We start from the raw sequence: 18,656 nt of genomic DNA on the forward strand, positions 1-18,656 counted from the left end.
TTAAGCATCCAAATGAGAAGTTAATGAGGGAGAGAAAGGGTGCTCATAAATAAGCGATAAAGGATATTTTTTGCCAGCAAGGGCATCTTCAATAGCTTTTAAAACCAATGGACTACGTGCTCGTGCAGATTCTTGTAGTTCATCCAGATTCATCCACACAGCACCCACGATACCTGTATCCAGTTGTGCATTTTCTTCAACTGATGTGACATGTGCTAGGAAGCAAAAACGATAATAGGTACGATCGGGGAACATTGGAGGAGTGTAGGTATAGATACCGAGCAGATGATCGACTTCAACATGATGACCTGTTTCTTCCAGAGTCTCACGAATCGCTGCCTGAATAATGGTTTCACCACATTCTACATGACCAGCAGGTTGATTAAACACGGTATGTACAAAGCCTTCGCTGTGTTCTTCAACAAACAGAAAACGTCCGTCTTTTTCGACTACAGTGGCGACTGTGACATGAGGTGTCCAAGCGGTCATAGAAAGCACCATGGTTTTAAAAAATGTATTCTACAAAATTTGAGAGTTTTTGGCTATGGTCAGATTTCTAGACAAAATAATTGCCTTATATATCCTCATAATCTTCAAGATTTGATCTTTCCCATTTTCCACCGATAAAGCCTCTTTCTGCTGCTTGATTGTAGTCTAGATCGAACACCTCATTCAGAGTTGGATCTCTTAATACCATTTGTTCCAAAGCAACAAGACGAATATCTTCTTGTTCTTGATCGCCTGTTAAAAATTGCCAGTCACCATCAATGTCATGAACAACTCTTAAAATAGGCTGGTTATGTTCTAACCATTGGCTAGTCGTAAAGACGCCTAAATTTTTAGCTTCTCTAAATTTAAAATCAGCATTTCGGTCTAAGAGTGGTTGATCATGAATAAATCTTTCCTCAAACTCATCTTCCCAAGGAAATTTATCATTGCGATCTGTCCAGACTAATTGCAAAGCGGAAAAGTTGTTGTGTTGGTAGTAATTTAAAGCAGCACCAAAATAATCTTCAATATTTCTAAAATCTACTGGTAAAAACTCAGCACGACTATTTTTGAAGATGTTTCCATAATGATTATAAGATTTTATCTTTTCACCATTTCTGATTAGATCCGCTACATCATTGATAATCATATGGGCTAAGTCAGTTGGTAATCCGAAGCATATAATTTCAGGATGTTGATAGCTTTCATACAAACCGACACTATAGCTAAAAGAAGGTAGATAGCCTGTCGCACTAATTCCTACGACTTGCAGTCCATATTTCTCAATATTGAGTTTAGTTGTATTAATCAGTTCATCTGGAGTGGGGCAATCATGTGGATGATTAGTGCTCATTAGATATCTCTAAAAGTTTATTATTTTTAACGATGTATAAAGAATAGAAGAGGAAAAAGCGAAGTTAATCTTCGCTATTCTTGTAATTATCCTTCACTTTCACATAGTGACGTGCTGAATAAGGTAAAAATTCCATTTCTTTTTCAGTCAGTGCACGCACTTGTTGTACTGGGCTACCGACATACAAATAACCGCTTTTTAACACTTTACGTGGCGGAACAAGACTACCAGCACCAATCATTACGTCATCTTCAATGATCACATCATCTAAAACAACGGTATTAATTCCGATCAAGACACGACTGCCAATGGTACAACCATGTAAAGTCACATGGTGCCCAACCGTTACATCTTCACCAATAATTAGTGGTGAACCATTCGGTTTAGACTGGTTTTTATGGCTGACATGCAACATACAATGATCCTGTACATTACTGTTTTTACCAATCTGAATTGAGTTCACGTCACCGCGAATCACAGCAAAAGGCCAGACCGAAACATTTTCAGCTAATTTAACATCACCCACAACAACCGACATCTCATCGATATAACAGCTAGAATCAACATCAGGTTTTTGGTCGAGATAAGGACGAATGTTCTTTGGCATAGCAGCGTTCGCTTGAAAATTTAGGGGAATTATAAAATAAAAAAGCATTCATACCCAAGAGCATGAATGCTTAATCTAACGCTTCTAAAATTTAGAACAAGTTGCTAAAGAACATTTTGATATGGTCAATCATGCGCGCGAAGAAACCAGCTTCTTCAACAGGTTTTAATGCAACCAGAGGTTTTTCAGCAATCACTTTACCATCAAGGCTTGCAACCAGTTTACCTACAACTTGACCTTTTGCTAAAGGTGCATTGAGTTTAGGTTGAACCACAAGCTGAGTTTTGATTTTGTCTGCTTGGCCTTTAGGCATGGTCACATTGAAGTTTTCTGCTAAACCAATTTGAACATCGTCTTGTTTACCAAACCATACTTTTGCTTTGGCAAGAACTTGGTTAGCTGGTTGAACATTGGCTGTTTCAAAGTTTGAAAAGCCCCAAGCCAAAAGTGTACGTGTTTGATTGGCACGTTCATTCATGCTTGGTGTTCCGAAGATCACTGAAATTAAACGCATTGGGCCACGTTTACTTGAAGTGGTTAAGCAGAAACCCGCTTCATTGGTGTGACCTGTTTTTAAACCATCAACACTTGGGTCAGTATAAAGCAGGGCATTACGGTTGCCTTGCTTGATGCCATTAAAAGCAAATTCTTTTTCTGAATAAATTGGATAGTATTTAGAACTGTCTTTAATGATGTGCTGTGCAAGGATTGCCATATCTTTGGCTGTTGAATAATGACCTTCAGCTGGCATACCTGTTGAGTTGATAAAATGAGTATTCACCATACCAACACGCTTTGCTTCTTGGTTCATCATATGAGCAAAGGTACCTTCATTGCCCGCGATATGTTCAGCCATTGCTTTAGAAGCATCATTACCTGACTGGATGATAATCCCACGTAACATTTCTAAAACGGTTGCAGTGCCATTTAATGGAACATACATACATGATTCAGAGCTGCTACCACGACACCACGCAGATTCGTTCATGCGTACCTGTTCGTTTTCAGTCAATTCACCCTTTAAAAGTTTCTGCTCAATGATGTAGCTTGTCATCATTTTTGTCATTGAAGCAGGTGCAAGTTTTTCATTTTCGTTTTTGGCAGCGAGAATCTGTCCAGTCTCGTAATCCATTAATACGTAGGATTTATTATTTAATTCTGGTGGAGCGGATAGGACAGTTGCTGCATATGAAAAGCTTGGCAAAAGTAATAATGCAGCAAGAGCGCTTTTGTGTGTCATTCTAGGTGGTTCCAATATCTTGTATGAAGCAGACGAGCCTAGCATTTTAGGATAAAGCAAAGCCGACTTCTACGGGGGAAATCGGCTTTTTCATACAGTATTGTAACCTGAACCTTAATTGTTCATCTTATTTGGAATAATAATTACGGACATCATCACAAATTTGACGGTTATCACTGTCAGATGCTGCTTTTGCATCACTACGTGCTTCTTTTAAAGCCTCTTTAAAATCTTGGCCTTTTACACGTTTATTTAAAGTTTCAACTGCTTTCGGGTCATTATTTAAATAAGCTTTAACCAGATTGTCATAGGCTTTGTTAAATTTTAAATCTTTGCCAATCAGGCTTGGGCAAATTTCAGAGAGAACATAGATCGCTGCAAGCTCTTGCTTGGTTACGCTATCAGAAGTTGGAGTCACTTCAATCTTTTCTGCATCCGTAGATTTTTTATCTGCCGCAAATGCTGTAGGAGCTAAAGCGCTAGAAGCGATGAGAAATGATAAACCTAGTGTTTTAAAAACATTTTTCTTCATAAGAAATCAAACTCAGAACAAGACTTAAAGAATTTGAATAACTTATAGCATAGACGCAGGTAAAAAATTGTATGTTTGCTGTAGGAAACGTGGAGAAAGTGTGGGTTTAAATTTTCAGAATTGAAAATTCTTCAATAGATTTAAGCGATTTTCTCCTGCCGTATTCGTCCTGCTTTCGCTGTGAGTGGAGGCTGGCATAAGTTCACTTGACATCCTGTATAGACTTAAACAAGATTAAAAAATAGCCATTAAGAAGTGAGGTGGAAAATTAAAAATGATGAGAAGGAATTGATAAAGAAAACAAGAGATTAATGTAAGGAGTAAGAGAATGAATAGATTTAATGGTGGTGTTGATATCGCATTAAAGCTTCCACCTCATCAATTTGAAGCGACGGTTGCATTTTATCGGGATGTGATTGGTCTTAAACAGATTACAGAAAAAGAACCTGATATTGGTTTTGAATTCGGGCCAGTCAAACTGTGGATCGCCGCCGTGCCAGAGATGAGTCAGGCAGAACTTTGGCTTGAACTATTTACGGATGATTTTACTGAGGCAGCTCAATATCTAAATGAAGCGGGTGTTGTGCGTTGTGATGCGATTGAGCCTTTGCCCGAAGGTTTTAAGGGTGGATGGATTACCAGCCCTGCAAATATTATTCATATGGTTCGCGAGCCAGATGCGTGGTAATTGCTGTAGCGATATAAGGATATGATGTGGATGATGAAATGGAGAAGGTGTGGTTTTAAACAATCTAGATTTAAAACCACACTGATATTCTAAAGTGTGATTAACCTTCGAAATTCAATACTTCTTCACATACAGCTTTTTGCTCAGCCTTGTCGACTTCAGTTGCCGCTTCATGGGCATCCTTCAACAAACTTTTAAATTCAGCATCTTTTTGCAAACTCTCAAGCGAAGCTGATTTGTCAGAATAGTTACTTAAATAAGTTCCGACCATTTTTTTGATGTTTTGATCAAATTTGGCATTTTTACCAATCAGAGCTGGACACATCTCAATCAGTACTTGTGCATTGGCAATATCATCTTTAATCAGTGCATCTGCTTCTTTAACTGAAACCGCTTCATCTGCAAATACAGCAGGTGCTGTAAAAAGCGTGAAACTCACCCCAAAAACTTTAAGAAAATTAGATAAATGTCTCATGGCTGCGTAAATTTTTAATACTAAGAAGCCATAAATATATATAATTCAAAGAATAATTCAATTGAAAAAACTGCTTAGTAACATTGAAGAGAATTGATTTTAGTGAATATTTTGATAGCAAACGATGACGGTGTGTTCGCACCTGGCCTACAGGCTTTGGCTCAAGCATTAAAACCTTTAGGTCGTGTGGTTGTGGTTGCGCCTGAAAGTGAACGTAGTGGTTATTCAAGTGCATTAACGCTGGACCGTCCTTTACGTCCTGTTCAAATATCTGAAGATGTCTGGGCGGTAAATGGCACACCAGCAGATTGTGTTTATTTGTCCATGAATGGCTTATTTGATTTTGAATTTGATCTGGTGGTCAGCGGAATCAATAGTGGAGCAAATTTGGGCGATGATGTTTTATATTCAGGGACTGTTGGTGCAGCTTTTGAAGGGCGTTTAATGAAACACCCTGCGATTGCAGTATCTTTGGCGGGTGCGAATGTGCGTGCATACGAGCATCCAGAACATTATGCAAAAGCAGCACAATGGGTACATGACTTTATTGCCAAAGGTTTACCAATTTTACCGCCGCGCCATATTTTTAATATTAATATTCCAGATGTTGAGCAGATTCAGGGTGCTCAAGTAACTTATCAAGGGCGCAGGGCACAATCGAAACCGATCAGCAGCCATGTTGACCCGCGTGGACGTCAGGTGTACTGGATTGGACTGGCAGGTGAAGCGGTGACAGATCCGCAGCCTGTCTCGGATTTTATTCAGTCAGACTTCTTTGCTGTGTCAAATGGTTATGTCAGTATTACCCCAATCCAGATGGATGCAACCAACTACACGGTGCTGGAAAATTTACATGCTCATGTAAATGGATAATGGTGTGAATGTTATAACTTTGTGAATAAAGAAAGTGAGAACTCGTTTTTTCTCACTTTTTTGATACTCTTAGCGCAAATAAATTGAGGTTTTTTCGATGAGGGCGAAGATGCACTTAAACCATGTCTCGGTTTTTCTATCACAGAAAATGATTAAAACAATCGTTTTGTCTATGGCGGTTGCGACAGTGGCAGTTATGACAGGGTGTGCATCAAAACCGCAAGTCAATGGTGGAGCACGTCATACGATGCCAGCACCAAACTATTACACGGTGCGTTCAGGTGATACCTTAAGCGGGATCTCAAATCGTTATGGTTTGAACTATCTTAATGTTGCCGCACTAAATGATATCGCACCGCCTTATCGTATTTATGTCAATCAATCATTGCGTTTAAAAGGTTCAGTTGCTCAGCGCACCACATCAACGCAAGCGATGGCGCAAACAGCTCCAATCCAGCGTCAAAGTATTAATTTACCAACTCAGCAACCTGTAGCGCCAAAACCACAACCGGTTGTACCTCGTCCTGTCGTGCCAGCGGTTCCAGTGAATCCGTCATCTTCGACTGTCGCATCAAGCCTGCGTTGGGTTAAACCATCGAATGGTGCTATGATTCAAACTTTCAATCTGGCGAGTAATGTAAAAGGTACACGCTATGGTGGTAATGTTGGCGATCCAATTTTTGCTGCTGCAAATGGGCAGGTGGTCTATGCGGCTGACGGCCTAAAAGAATATGGTAATCTAGTATTGGTGAAACATATTGATGGCTATATCACAGCTTATGCACACAACAGCAAAATGCTGGTGAAAAGTGGTGATAATGTGACAGCTGGCCAGAAAATTGCAGAAATGGGGTCTTCTGGCGCATCACAAGTCATGTTGGAATTCCAAGTTCGCCTAGATGGCAAACCTGTGAACCCAAGCACAGTTTTACCAAATTAACTAAAGATTATTAATAAACTTTCAATAATTTATTAATAATCCCCCTAGTCTAAAAATAGACTTCCTTGTATACTTAATTTGATTGCTTTCATTAGAACAATAAGCATATTAATAAATTAAGTTGAGAGGGAAGTCTATGCTAGATCAATTGCGTGCAATGGGGGTCTTTGCTTGCGTTGTAGAAAAAAGTTCTTTTAGTGGTGCAGCAAGGGAACTCGGAATTACAACCAGTGCGGTTAGCCAACAAATCCGTTCTTTAGAACAAGAAATGGATGTGACCCTACTTCATCGTTCAACCCGAAAACTCAGTCTTACAGAAGCTGGACAGGCTTTTTTCCTCAGTTGTCAGGAAATGTTGGCTGCGGCTGAACGGGGCAAAATCCGTATTAATGAATTACGTGATGATCTGGTTGGAGATCTGCGTATTGCCACCACACCTGAATTGGGTGCATTACACGTCATTCCTGCATTGTCTCACTGGATGTCGGCGCATAAAGGGTTGGCGATTCATTTTGAAGCAGACCATCGTTATATTGACCTGATCGAAGAGCGTATTGATATTGCGATTCGAATGAGCTTGAAGATGGAAGATCAGCAATTGTCTGCTGTGCCTTTGGCACGTGTAGATCAGGTTCTGGTTGCATCTCCAAGTTATCTGAATCAGGCACAACCGATTACCCGCCCTGAAGACTTACGTCATCATGAGCTGCTTCCAATTACTTTAATGCAAAACTATCAGCATTTTACATTCCGTCACGGTATTAGCGGGGATGTAGTCAATGTGGATATGAAAACCCGTTTAGGCACCAATAATGTTTTTGTTGCCAAAGCGTTATGTCAGCAAGGACATGGTTTGGCGCGTATTCTCTATATGGATATTCAAAAAGAGCTGATCAATGGGTCTTTGGTTGAGGTTCTGCCAGATTGGCAACTACCAGCTTATACCTTGCATGCTTTAACGTCTAAACGTGAACAATATCCAATGAAGGTTCATCGTTGTATTGATGCCTTGAAGCAATATTTTGCCCAGTTACCTGGTGGACGCTCCTTGCAGGGTGTCGCCTAAGTAAAAAGGCCATGTTCCGAAGAACATGGCCTTTTTACTTATTTGCTTTTCTTTTTACTCATCGATTTTAGCGTTTTCGCTTCAGCAGTGTTTTCTTCACTTGCTTTGGCTTTTGCTTCCACCTCATCTTTTTTGGCTTTTTTACGCTTTTTCTTTTTCTTTGGTTCGTCCTCTTCAACCGCTTCGCCGTCTTCGATTGCTTGCCAGTACTCAAGTTGTTCCATCACTGCAGCATAAATCGAGTTTTTGCTGTAGCGACCTTTTTTATCCAGCGTACCGACTGGGCGTGCCATCAAAATTTCTAAAGCTTGATCAATGGTGTCAATCGCGTGAACATGGAACAGTCCCGCTTTGACCGCTTCACTGACATCCTGACGTAGCATTAGGTGTTGCATGTTTTGACGCGGAATAATCACACCTTGTTTGCCAGTTAGACCTTGCAATTTGCAGGCATCATAGAAGCCTTCAATTTTGGCATTGACCCCACCAATCGGCTGAACTTGACCCAACTGGTTCATCGAACCTGTGATTGCCCAAGATTGATCAATCGGGATCTGGCAGATTGCGGAGATCAGTGCAGACAATTCTGCAACTGTCGCACTATCACCATCGACCTGACCATAGCTTTGTTCAAAAGCTAATGCGGCAGAGAAGTGCAGGATTTGTTCACGACCAAAATGTGCTTTCAGGAAGCTCGACATCAACAACACACCTTTGGCATGTAGAGAGCCGCCGAGTTCTACGCTACGCTCAATATCTAGAATATCACCGCCACCCTGATAAACAGATGCAGTGAGACGAGAAGGCAAACCAAACTCGACATCAGCATAATGAATCACCGAGAGGGCATTGATTTGTCCTAGACGATGTCCAGAGGTTTCAATCAATTGTGTGCCACGAGATAGATCCTGCCAGTAGAGTTCACGTAAATAGCCTAAGCGATATTGGCGGTGATGCAATGCCTGATTGACATGCTCATCGGTCACAATCTTGTCACCTGCTTTAAATGCATGGTGATGTGCTTCGCGAATTAAATCACCCAGCGTAGAGGCATGCAAAGAGAGTGAGCTTTGGTCTTCAGCCTGACGACTTGAATCCGTCAGTAACGCTGCAAGTGCCGAGCGATCAAAAGGCAATAGTTTGTCGGCTTGTACATAATCCGCAATCAGCTGCATATATGCCTGCTCATTACTGTCATTACGTTGTAATGTATCTGTAAAGTCAGCTCGAATTTTAAAAACACTACCGAGTTCAGGCTCAACCTCTAAAATTTCATAGTAAATTTCAGGTTCTGCTAATAAAACTACTTTAATATCAAGGGGGACTGAAGCAGGTTCTATAGAAATGCTACCTGTTAGGGTCAACATGTGTTCTAGTGAAGACAGTTTGAGTTGACCAGATTTTAATGCGCGCTTCAAACCTTGCCATGCATAAGGCTGCTCAAGCAGTTGCTCTGCTTCCAGCATTAAAAAGCCACCATTGGCCTGATGTAATGAACCTGGACGAATCAAGGTAAAATCAGTGGTAATGGTGCCGTTATGGGTTAGTTGCTCAACATGGCCTAACAGGTTGTAGTGTGTTGGGAAGTCTTCAAAAATGACTGGCGCACCGCTGTTCGGTTTATTCGATACGATGACATTGGCTTGGTAGCGTGATGGAACACGGTTGAATAAAGCTGGGGTAAAGTCATCCTCTTCTTGTTCAAGAATGAGCTCAACATTGTCAATAATGTCTTCTGCATAATGCTTTAAATATAAATCTAGACCTGTAACGTCTTTATTTTTATTTAAAATCGATTCTACCCGAGGCGTGACCACTTGCGTTGCGATATCTCGATTTAGACTTGAAACCTGATCGCGTGCATCATCTTCCAGATCACCGAGATGTAATCCGAGGCGCTCAAGTTTCTTCTCCATATAGCGAATATTTGAGGTGATTTCAGCACGCTCTTTGCTATTCAGGGTATTCAGGTCACTCTGCGTCAACTCATGATATTCATTATCTTTGAGTTGCATCGGAATAAAGACATGTTTGTCATTACGCGAAATCAGTTTTAAATCGAGTTCTTCACCTTCTTTGGTGAGTTCGACCAGTGCCTGCTGTTGGACATCACCTGTAGCCTGACGAATACGTTCAATGCGGTTGTGATAACTTTCGGCACTAAAGCGGCGTTCTAATTGTTTAAGAATAATTTGCCATGTTTGCTGTAAGGCATTCTGGAATTTAACGCCTTGTCCTGCTGGAAAGCGTAAAGCAATCGGTTGACGCGGATTTTTAAAATTATTGAGATATACCCAGTCGTCTGGGGTTGGCATGGTTTTGGCGTGTTGTTGTAGTAAACGCTTGATCATGGTGCGCTTACCCAGTCCAGCTGTCCCCACAGCAAAAATATTATAGCCAGAATAAGGCAGGGCAATACCCGCCTCAACCGAAGCGCGTGCGCGATCTTGTCCTAAGAAGTTATTAAGCGGCTTGATTCGTTTGGTTGAACTTGGTATTTCCGCTAAATCTGGAATATGTGTGAGTTGGTCTGCACGTAGTGCTGTTTTAATCAGTGTTGGTTGTATGTCCGTCTGCTCAAAAGCGCTTGGAAATGAATTGATCTTCGCTGTAATCGTGTTTGTTGGTGTTAAAGATAAAGTTGTTGCAGTCATTTGATCAAGTTTTTGGGTCACTGTTGCTATCCAACAAATAAACGTAAGTTGAGTAATTAAAGGTATACAGTTTTGGACCTAAAGATCAAGCGAACTTGTGTTTTTTATCGACAAAACAAAAGAATGATTGCATAAAGCAACTTGCAAGCAAGAGCAAGAAACGATTGAATAAGCACATTTATAGATTATTGGAAAATAATAACCAATGACAACACAAGCCACTGGGTGGGCTTCGGCATTTAAAGCATTCTTAGATCGCCGTGCCCTGATTATGTTATTTCTTGGTTTCTCTGCGGGGATACCGATTTTATTGATTTTTTCTAGCTTGTCTTTATGGCTAGGTGAGGCGGGCATTGAGAAGAGTGCAGTCACCTTTTTCAGTTGGGCTGCATTGGGATATTCTTTTAAATTTGTCTGGGCACCGCTGATTGATGAGTTGCCAGTTCCATTTCTAACCAAAAGCTTGGGTCGCCGTCGTGCTTGGTTGCTGATTGCACAAAGCTTGATTATCTGTGCGATTTGTATCATGGCATTTTCTGATCCAGCACTTGGACAGAGTTATTTGATCCAGATGGCTGTGGGCGCTGTGTTACTGGGCTTCTCGGCGGCAACGCAAGATATTGTGATTGATGCGTATCGTATTGAGCTGGCTGAAACTGAAATGCAGACGGTATTAGCCTCAACTTACAATGCTGGTTACCGTATCGGGATGATTGTTGCAGGGGCTGGTGCTTTGTTCTTGGCTGCTTATCTCGGAACTGCAAAAGGGAACTATATTTACGAGGCTTGGAAATATACTTATTTAACTATGGCTGCAGTCATGGTCGTCGGTATTATCACCACGCTATGTGTACGTGAGCCTCAGGTCAATCGCATCCATAAGCACTACAAAACCACTGATTACTATCGTTTGGTCTTTGTGTTTTTTGTTGCAGTCGCTACATTCGTGGTGAGTTATATCTATTCAGGTAATGTGACTGAAGCAATTTCTAAATCAGCAGATATTAAAGATACAGCCGCATTATTTGGTCTGGAAGCACTACGCTTTTTAACAGCTACAGCAGCAGCGCTATTGATTGGTTTTGGACTGGTCAAAATCGGTGTTGTGAATCAGCAAATGGCGAAAGAAACCTGGGTTGCGCCTATTCTGGACTTCTTTAAGCGTTATGGTGTCAAGCTAGCATTGGTGCTGTTATTGCTCATTGGTTTTTTCCGTATCTCGGACATCATTGCAGGGGTCATTTCCAATGTGTTCTATCAGGATCTGAACTTTAGTAAAGAACAGATTGCGGAAGCTGTGAAGATCTATGGCGTTTTATTTAGCCTGATTGGTGGTTTCCTTGGCGGTTTGCTGGCGCAACGTATGAACATTATGAAACTGATGTTTGTGGGTGCGGTGCTGGCAAGTTCAACCAATTTGATTTTCATTGGTCTGGTGAAATCTGGTCAACCACTGGATCAGGTACACGTTCAGGTGGGTGAGCAACGCTATCAGGTACACACCGATGAGGTGGGCTATTGGAAGTTGGAAGTACCGAATGAGGTCTTGGCGAAAGCGAATTCAGTTCAGGTGAGTACCCAGTATCAGAATCAAGCTGATTCAAACATTCAACTTGCAGTGCCTTATTTAATTACTTCGCAACAGCCACAAATCCAGTTGTTGCCGATTAGTAATGACGATCAGTTAACACCAAAAGAGTTAAAACAAAGTTTGGTGATTAAAGGGCAGTTGGCAGGAATCAAAGCTGAAGATTTAAATGCTGAACGTCCTGTTGTTTTAAAACTCGATGGTCAGGAATTTGTCGCGAAAGTTGATTCCAATGGTTTATTTACGGGTGCGGTAGACGGCAAGCTGTTGCAAGCATCTAGTAGCAAAACCATTACTGCTTTGGCGAATATGAAAAATAATGCTGGCCATGAATTACTGGCAACACGACAATATCGTATCGATACTGCTTCACATGCAGAGGCACTAGATATTGATATTCAGCCTGTGGCGGTGATTGATCCAGATCAGGCTGGAACTGTTGAACTCTCAGGTAAGGTGATTAAGAGCTATAGTTCTTTATGGTTGTATTTGGCGATTATTATCGATAATTTAGCCTCTGGTTTGGCAGGTGCGGCATTTATCGCCTTCTTATCTAGCTTAACCAGCGTATCATTTACAGCCGTTCAATATGCGATTTTCAGTTCTCTTATGACGCTTACGCCTAAATTGTTAGGTGGGTATTCGGGAACAATTGTCAGCAATATTGGCTATCCGAATTTCTTTTTAATGACGACTTTAATTGGTATCCCAATTTTAGTTCTTGTGGTTTGGGTCGCGAAACTTTTACGTGATCATGAAAACCAGACAACACAGCAGAAAGGTGAATAACTATGCGCATGTTACATACGATGCTACGAGTAGGTAATTTAGAACAGTCTTTAAAGTTCTACACTGAGGTACTTGGTATGAAATTGCTACGCCAACGTGACTATGAAGAAGGGCGTTTTACGTTAGCATTTGTGGGTTACGGTGATGAAAAAGACAATACCGTACTTGAGCTCACCCATAACTGGGATACTTCTAGCTATGACTTGGGCAATGCTTATGGTCACATTGCGATTGGTGTAGACGATGCTTATAAAGCATGTGAAGAAATCAAGGCACGTGGCGGTAAAGTCGTTCGTGAAGCGGGTCCAATGAAAGGTGGTGTGACGGTTATTGCTTTTGTAGAAGATCCAGACGGCTATAAAGTCGAATTGATTCAACAAGATCAGGATGCCTATAACAACTAATCTTGGCTTTAAAGTTCAAGATTTTTGGCCTAAAACGCTAGCTTTATTTAAATAGCCCAGTATGATGAGTAATTTGATCAAATGGTTGAATTATTCGCCATATTGGGCTTTTTCATTATTAGCGTGGATAGGGATAGTTATGTTGAAATTATTGGCATTGGACCGCTTTACAATTTTATTGGTTGTGATGGTGATACTGGCAACTTTTTTTCCAGTTTCAGGTCAGGTTGCACATTATTTTAATATTCTTACGACTGTTGCAATTGCCGTACTTTTTTTCTTGCACGGGGCAAAACTTTCACGTGAAGCTGTGGTTGAAGGCATGCTGCACTGGAAAATGCATGCTTTAGTGTTTGCTTTTACTTTCTTGGTTTTTCCAGCAATTGGGTTATTGGCAAAGCCCGTGCTAGAGCCGTTACTCGGTCAGCAACTCTATTGGGGCTTCCTGTTCATGTGCTTCTTGCCATCAACAGTGCAGTCGTCAATTGCATTTACTTCTATGGCCAAAGGCAATGTGGCTGGGGCAGTGTGTAGTGCGTCTTTCTCTAATATTGTCGGCATGATGATTACCCCGATTTTGGTCAGCTATTTTATTTTAGGCCAAAGTCAGCATGGTTTTGATCCGACCGAATCGATTCTGCAAATTACTTTGTTGCTACTGGTACCATTTGTGTTAGGTCAGTTGCTACGTCCTTATATTTTCCCTTATATGGTTAAAATGCCAAGTCTGGTCAAGGCTTTCGATCAGGGATCGATTCTGATGGTGGTCTATGGTGCGTTTAGTAGCGCCGTGATTGCTGGTCTATGGCAACAGGTGAATGGCCTGACATTGTTTTATTTAATCTTGGCATGTTCGGTACTGTTAACCATCGTGATGTTGCTGGCTTTATATGTGCCAAAATGGTTAGGCTTTACACGAGCGGATCAGGTTACGATTTTCTTTTGTGGCTCTAAGAAAACCTTGGCGAGTGGTGTCCCGATGGCGCAGATCCTGTTTATTGGACAGCCTTTGGGAATGATTGTGCTGCCGATTATGATTTTTCATCAAATCCAGCTCATGGTCTGTGGCATTATTGCGAATCATTGGTCAAAATCGAATCAAGAATAGTTCGCAAAATTTAATTTATTGGCGTATAATGCTCGCCACTTGTTGGCTTTGCTCTGACCGTTAGAGTCTCGGTGAGTCAAAAGAAATGGTCTGTTGTGGTGTTGATCTGCAAGTGTGAAAACACTTTGCTTTCCTCATGTTGAGAGTGATCAATTGCGATAACAGCTTAAGCCTTTCTTACTAAATAGGAGCATCGACCATGCGCGCCGATATTCACCCTAAATACGAAACATTAGTTGCTACTTGTTCATGTGGTAACGTTATCGAAACTAAATCTGCGCTTGGTAAAGAAACAATTTACCTTGACGTATGTTCAGCTTGCCACCCATTCTATACTGGTAAACAAAAGAATGTGGATACAGGCGGCCGTATCGACAAATTCAAACAACGTTTCTCTGGTATGTCACGTTCTATCAAACGTTAATATCAAGAAAGAAAAAACGGGCTATATGCCCGTTTTTTTATGCCTGTGGATTATTGGATTGAGGAACACTTGCAGCAGTTCCTCAATCCTAAGAAGGCGTTATTGATCCTGTACGTCAGTAAGACGATCCAGTTTTTTCTGGAAATAGTTGCCTTGCAAAAAGCGCGCTTCAACATTCCATGCATTGGCAAACAGGTTCATATCATTGAGTTCGGTTAAAAAGATTTCGACAGGTTTTTGCCCGATAAAGTGCAAAATCTTCTCTTGTAGTGTCGCCATGTCTTTTTCAGCGCTCAGCATTTGGGTGAGTTTGCTATGCAAGCTTAGATACTGAACATCGATTTGCTGCAACATCGAATCGCTGTAGAGAGAATCACCAAAACCGCGGATTGAAATCTCGGCACCGTGCTGACGCAACAAAGCGATTTGCGGTTGTGCCTGTGACAGGTTTTGTTGCAGTGATTGTTCAGAGAACTGCAAAATTAAAGGATGAGCTTGTTTACTGCCAATAATGGTTAACAGCTTCGCCACCAGTTCTGGTAGCTTTTTATCATTCAGCAAGACGTGATGATTGAGATTTACAATCAATTTCGCTTTCGGATACTGGGTAATAAAGTTGTGTAACTGCTTGCAGGCTTCAACAAGAATCCAGCGATCGAGTTGAATAGATAGCTCAGGATCATCTTTCAAGTCGCCAAGATCACTTAAATCCTGCCACTGATTATTATAGATAAACCCGCCAGATACTTCATAAGTATGTGTGTGTTGATCCTGCTTGTCATAGAGCTGCTGATATTTCAGATGGATATCGCCAGCATCAAGTTTCTTTTTCAGCTCTTGTAGCAGAGTTAATTGTACAGCAACAGGAATATGTTCTGTGGTCAGGCCAATATCTGCATCAATTTTCGGACTATTAAACACAGGTAGAGGAACCAGAAAAGCCTTGGTTAAAACCTGTTCAAAACGAACTTCATCTGCAATTGGTTGGGTAATTTCACAATAGCCTAATTTTAAATGCAGCGGGAAGGTATAATGATCGGTCACCACCAGTTGCGGTTTTTGTAAGCTATTCAAACCAATCAGAAGCGAATTGAGTACGCTCTTTGATTCTGCTTGAAATAATGAGACATACAAACCATGTTCAACCTGACACACAGGTACATTCACTTGTTCTTTAATGAAGTGAGGGATATTGGCAAAATACGCACGCGTCCCACGCCAATCGGTTTGAAAAACCTCACTTGGGCAATTGCTTAAGCTGAATAAAACCAGCGCATTGGCATTTGCAGGGTGATTGGTCAGCTGACGGTTAATGTGTTGTAAGGCACTGGTTAAACTCGACGCTTTTTCGGCAGGTGCGGCTGTTGAAGGCGTTGCTGCCGCTTGAGACGAAGTGCCACATTCAATATTGAGCTGGATTTCATCTTCATTGCCTGAAGGTAAGAATTCTAAATGAAGGGGATTTTGCTTCACCGTTGAATTTTGTGTGCGAAGTTCAAAACGGCCTTGTTCAAACTGCCCTTGAGAAATCTTTTTAAAGCGCAGTTTAAACTGGCTTAAGTCTTCTGGCTGTAACACATCCAAAATTGGCAAGCCAACTAATTCTTCTGGATTGGCAAAACCAAATAGATTTGCGTATTCAGCATTCACATTCATGTGAATACCTTCCTGCAAAATGGCAACCGCTTTATGACTTTCTGCAACCAGTGATTGCGCTTGCGTTTGTGCAGCTTCTAGCTCATTGAGCAAGCGATGTTCTGCTTGTACTAAGCGACTGTAAGAAAGCGCACGAATAATACTGATATAGAATTTTTCTGGGGATTTTAGATTCAAGATATCATAAATGCCTTTATGGATATAAGCCTGATATTGATCGGCTTTATAGTCCTCAGGTTCGAGTAACAGAACTGGCAAACTTGGTTGCGATGAAGCTTGAATCAGGGAGAGGGTCTGTTCGATTTTTAAGTCGTAGGCCCGACCAAAAATAACGATATCCCAAGGTAAATTAAGCTGTTTTTCGAAGGTTTTAAGGTCATCGAGCAAAGTTGCTTTGATTTGATGATCTTGAGCCGTAAATAAAGCTGAAATCTGATTATAACGAAGCTGGTTGTCATCAATAATCAATAAACGTGTTTCAGTGCGTTTTAATTTTTTAGAGAGTAAAGAATTTCTCACTTTAAAGCTTCCCATAAATCTTGATCAATGGTGTCCATATTCTTTTGTGCCATATATCGCTGAAGAATCGGTTGTTCCTCATCATTCAGCAGTTCAAAATCAAATTGAACAAAACTTTGGGTTATTAATTGTGCGTTTAATAAATACACTTTTACTTCCTCTTTCCCCAATCTTAAATGAACAGCTTGGTGTTCTCGAAAAATTTGTGAACCTGGTAAAATTAAAGTTGTTTTGGTTTCATCCAAATTCTGGTTTTTTAATAAAAGTGTAGGATGATAATTGCTGATGTGGCGATCTGCCTGAACACGTACCGCACAAGGGAAGATCTCCTGTGCCAGCACTTCTAAGCCGAGTTCCAGGCTTTTCTCGGTCGATTGTTTGAGCCAACGAATCACACCGCCACGCCAATGCCCATGCGATGTTTCTTTAACTAAAATATATTCACCTGTTCTTAAGTTCTTTGGTGCCTCCCCAGACCATTTAATACGATAACCGTTCACACTAATATCTAGGATATCAGCTTGGTAAACGGCTTTACTTTCACGGCTTAAACGTTGAATGGCCGATTCCTGATTGTCCGTTGAGCCTTTCTTATCCCAAGCAGACATAAATTTTGATTCATTTTGTAGACCATAGCTGTGATCTAACAGCAGTGTTTCTGAAAAATTCTTGGCTTTAGATAGGTAAAAGTGAGCAGTAAGTAAGCCAAAACAGATATGCAATTGAGCCGAATATTCATAACGCTCATGTCGACGTTCTGCCGTCGTGCCCAGAATGGTTTGCACATGGAATTTTAATGCAGGGGTTAAATAGATCTTCTCATTCTTGGAAACATACTCTGCATTTTTATGCAGGGTTGCCGTGACGTGATCCAGTAAGCTATGCGTACTAATAAAAATATTTGGATTAAAGCCAGAGCTTTGTTTTTTATTATAAATGGGTGGGTGGTCTTTGGTGGTGTCGACTACATATTTGGTCAGGTCTGTTTCTTTGGTCAGGATCTGAACCATTTTTGCCCAGTCAAAACTACACTGGAATAACGCTTGAATTTCGGATTGGCGAATTTGATTGGTATTAAAAATATCCATCAAAATCAATTGTGCATAGGCTTGTGAGATGTTGCTTAATGCATTCGGTTTGCCTTGTACCTGATCCAGATTGGTATGCTGATATTTATGTGTCACTGCTGCATCATAGAGCTGATGTGCAATCAGCCATTGTCCAGCTACAGGTTCGCTATACAACATATGTTGTTGATAGAGCAGTTGCGTCAGTTGTTGCAAGGACTGAAAAGTTGCGAGGGTACGTGCCGTTTGCAGATTTTTCTTTTGGTTTAAAGCAAAGATAGAGAACTTCTGTTGATCGAGCTGATCGTTACTACGGCGGACGATATTGATATAAATCGCTGCAAAATAACAGCGCAGTAACATGGCCAGTTCAATAATGTGCTCATTACGATCTGAACTGATCACGCCCTGATTGAAAAAGTTCTTTTCCAGACTTCCCAAAACATTTTCAATGGTTGGGTGCAGTACCTGAACCAAATCAAAACGTAAAGTTTCAGGGCACTCGAGTTCACTCAGTTCAAGTAAGGCTGCAAATAATGCTTTAGAGGTATCACCCAACTGCATGATGGATAAATTGGAAATCCATTCATTTAGACTTTTCGAATTGGTATCGCAAAAGCTGAGTTTGTCTCGTCTCAAGACAGTTGGAATTTGAAAAATATCCGAAAAAGCATTATTCATCAT

At 40.9% G+C, this 18,656-nt stretch carries 17 protein-coding genes; 8 read left to right on the plus strand and 9 right to left on the minus strand.

Going from position 1 to position 18,656, the window contains the following annotated elements; genetic code table 11:
- The 5 genes from IEV36_RS10165 to IEV36_RS10185 form a co-directional block, all read right to left on the minus strand.
- On the minus strand, positions 1-489 hold the full coding sequence (locus IEV36_RS10165; RefSeq protein ID WP_005258573.1) for an NUDIX hydrolase: 489 nt from the start codon (positions 487-489) through the stop codon (positions 1-3).
- An 85-nt stretch (positions 490-574) separates the two neighbouring features.
- Positions 575-1,342 carry a DUF4262 domain-containing protein gene (locus tag IEV36_RS10170; protein WP_005258572.1) on the minus strand — a complete coding sequence of 256 codons (768 nt, stop codon included), beginning with the start codon at positions 1,340-1,342 and terminating at the stop codon, positions 575-577.
- 64 nt (positions 1,343-1,406) lie between these two features.
- Positions 1,407-1,949 (minus strand): gamma carbonic anhydrase family protein, encoded by a 543-nt coding sequence (locus IEV36_RS10175; protein WP_005258571.1) that lies wholly within the window; start codon positions 1,947-1,949, stop codon positions 1,407-1,409.
- 91 nt (positions 1,950-2,040) lie between these two features.
- Positions 2,041-3,189, minus strand: a complete 1,149-nt coding sequence (gene dacC / locus IEV36_RS10180; protein ID WP_004770475.1) for a D-alanyl-D-alanine carboxypeptidase PBP5/6 — start codon at positions 3,187-3,189, stop codon at positions 2,041-2,043.
- Between the two features lie 127 nt (positions 3,190-3,316).
- A complete protein-coding gene (locus IEV36_RS10185; RefSeq protein WP_004770474.1) occupies positions 3,317-3,721 on the minus strand; it encodes an MCR_0457 family protein in 405 nt (134 codons plus the stop codon).
- A 328-nt stretch (positions 3,722-4,049) separates the two neighbouring features.
- Between IEV36_RS10185 and IEV36_RS10190 the strand changes: the two genes are divergently transcribed.
- Positions 4,050-4,409, plus strand: a complete 360-nt coding sequence (locus IEV36_RS10190; RefSeq protein ID WP_005258570.1) for a VOC family protein — start codon at positions 4,050-4,052, stop codon at positions 4,407-4,409.
- Positions 4,410-4,509: 100 nt separating this feature from the next.
- Here the strand turns inward: IEV36_RS10190 and IEV36_RS10195 are convergent, their stop codons facing one another.
- Positions 4,510-4,884, minus strand: a complete 375-nt coding sequence (locus IEV36_RS10195) for an MCR_0457 family protein (protein WP_004770470.1) — start codon at positions 4,882-4,884, stop codon at positions 4,510-4,512.
- Positions 4,885-4,986: 102 nt separating this feature from the next.
- On the opposite strand from IEV36_RS10195, the gene surE reads away from it, so the two are divergent.
- From surE to IEV36_RS10210, 3 genes are all read left to right on the plus strand, one after another.
- The gene (surE, locus tag IEV36_RS10200; RefSeq protein WP_004770469.1) at positions 4,987-5,757 is read left to right on the plus strand and encodes a 5'/3'-nucleotidase SurE; all 771 of its coding nucleotides are present in this window, start codon (positions 4,987-4,989) and stop codon (positions 5,755-5,757) included.
- Between the two features lie 109 nt (positions 5,758-5,866).
- Complete coding sequence (locus IEV36_RS10205) at positions 5,867-6,697, plus strand: peptidoglycan DD-metalloendopeptidase family protein (RefSeq protein WP_005258569.1); 831 nt, start codon at positions 5,867-5,869, stop codon at positions 6,695-6,697.
- Positions 6,698-6,833: 136 nt separating this feature from the next.
- Complete coding sequence (locus IEV36_RS10210) at positions 6,834-7,763, plus strand: LysR family transcriptional regulator (RefSeq protein WP_004770466.1); 930 nt, start codon at positions 6,834-6,836, stop codon at positions 7,761-7,763.
- 38 nt (positions 7,764-7,801) lie between these two features.
- On the opposite strand, the gene IEV36_RS10215 is transcribed toward IEV36_RS10210, so the two are convergent.
- Positions 7,802-10,438 carry a Lon protease family protein gene (locus IEV36_RS10215; RefSeq protein WP_005258568.1) on the minus strand — a complete coding sequence of 879 codons (2,637 nt, stop codon included), beginning with the start codon at positions 10,436-10,438 and terminating at the stop codon, positions 7,802-7,804.
- A 184-nt stretch (positions 10,439-10,622) separates the two neighbouring features.
- On the opposite strand from IEV36_RS10215, the gene IEV36_RS10220 reads away from it, so the two are divergent.
- The 4 genes from IEV36_RS10220 (at position 10,623) to rpmE (ending at position 14,730) form a co-directional block, all read left to right on the plus strand.
- On the plus strand, positions 10,623-12,794 hold the full coding sequence (locus IEV36_RS10220) for an AmpG family muropeptide MFS transporter (protein WP_005258565.1): 2,172 nt from the start codon (positions 10,623-10,625) through the stop codon (positions 12,792-12,794).
- A gap of 2 nt (positions 12,795-12,796) precedes the next feature.
- Positions 12,797-13,198 carry a lactoylglutathione lyase gene (gene gloA / locus IEV36_RS10225; RefSeq protein WP_004770462.1) on the plus strand — a complete coding sequence of 134 codons (402 nt, stop codon included), beginning with the start codon at positions 12,797-12,799 and terminating at the stop codon, positions 13,196-13,198.
- Positions 13,199-13,331: 133 nt separating this feature from the next.
- The gene (locus tag IEV36_RS10230; protein WP_171068038.1) at positions 13,332-14,306 is read left to right on the plus strand and encodes a bile acid:sodium symporter family protein; all 975 of its coding nucleotides are present in this window, start codon (positions 13,332-13,334) and stop codon (positions 14,304-14,306) included.
- 199 nt (positions 14,307-14,505) lie between these two features.
- Positions 14,506-14,730: a 50S ribosomal protein L31 gene (rpmE, locus tag IEV36_RS10235; RefSeq protein WP_004770458.1), complete on the plus strand. Its 225-nt coding sequence runs from the start codon at positions 14,506-14,508 to the stop codon at positions 14,728-14,730.
- Positions 14,731-14,829: 99 nt separating this feature from the next.
- On the opposite strand, the gene IEV36_RS10240 is transcribed toward rpmE, so the two are convergent.
- Entirely contained in the window at positions 14,830-16,920 is a 2,091-nt protein-coding gene (locus IEV36_RS10240; protein ID WP_005258558.1) for an EAL domain-containing protein, read from the minus strand.
- Positions 16,902-18,656, minus strand: a complete 1,755-nt coding sequence (locus IEV36_RS10245; protein ID WP_004770456.1) for a cyclic-di-GMP receptor FimW-related protein — start codon at positions 18,654-18,656, stop codon at positions 16,902-16,904. The genes IEV36_RS10240 and IEV36_RS10245 overlap by 19 nt, the downstream gene beginning before the upstream one ends.

It is taken from the genome of Acinetobacter vivianii, assembly GCF_014635885.1.
Classification (GTDB): Bacteria; Pseudomonadota; Gammaproteobacteria; order Pseudomonadales; family Moraxellaceae; genus Acinetobacter; species Acinetobacter vivianii.

Bases quoted from the DNA above. Each gene is read 5' to 3' on its own strand.
- IEV36_RS10165 (WP_005258573.1), bottom strand. From the start codon at position 489: ATGACCGCTTGGACACCTCATGTCACAGTCGCCACTGTAGTCGAAAAA.
- IEV36_RS10170 (WP_005258572.1), bottom strand. From the start codon at position 1,342: ATGAGCACTAATCATCCACATGATTGCCCCACTCCAGATGAACTGATT.
- IEV36_RS10175 (WP_005258571.1), bottom strand. From the start codon at position 1,949: ATGCCAAAGAACATTCGTCCTTATCTCGACCAAAAACCTGATGTTGAT.
- dacC (WP_004770475.1), bottom strand. From the start codon at position 3,189: ATGACACACAAAAGCGCTCTTGCTGCATTATTACTTTTGCCAAGCTTT.
- IEV36_RS10185 (WP_004770474.1), bottom strand. From the start codon at position 3,721: ATGAAGAAAAATGTTTTTAAAACACTAGGTTTATCATTTCTCATCGCT.
- IEV36_RS10190 (WP_005258570.1), top strand. From the start codon at position 4,050: ATGAATAGATTTAATGGTGGTGTTGATATCGCATTAAAGCTTCCACCT.
- IEV36_RS10195 (WP_004770470.1), bottom strand. From the start codon at position 4,884: ATGAGACATTTATCTAATTTTCTTAAAGTTTTTGGGGTGAGTTTCACG.
- IEV36_RS10205 (WP_005258569.1), top strand. From the start codon at position 5,867: ATGCACTTAAACCATGTCTCGGTTTTTCTATCACAGAAAATGATTAAA.
- IEV36_RS10210 (WP_004770466.1), top strand. From the start codon at position 6,834: ATGCTAGATCAATTGCGTGCAATGGGGGTCTTTGCTTGCGTTGTAGAA.
- IEV36_RS10220 (WP_005258565.1), top strand. From the start codon at position 10,623: ATGACAACACAAGCCACTGGGTGGGCTTCGGCATTTAAAGCATTCTTA.
- gloA (WP_004770462.1), top strand. From the start codon at position 12,797: ATGCGCATGTTACATACGATGCTACGAGTAGGTAATTTAGAACAGTCT.
- rpmE (WP_004770458.1), top strand. From the start codon at position 14,506: ATGCGCGCCGATATTCACCCTAAATACGAAACATTAGTTGCTACTTGT.
- IEV36_RS10240 (WP_005258558.1), bottom strand. From the start codon at position 16,920: ATGGGAAGCTTTAAAGTGAGAAATTCTTTACTCTCTAAAAAATTAAAA.
- IEV36_RS10245 (WP_004770456.1), bottom strand. From the start codon at position 18,656: ATGATGAATAATGCTTTTTCGGATATTTTTCAAATTCCAACTGTCTTG.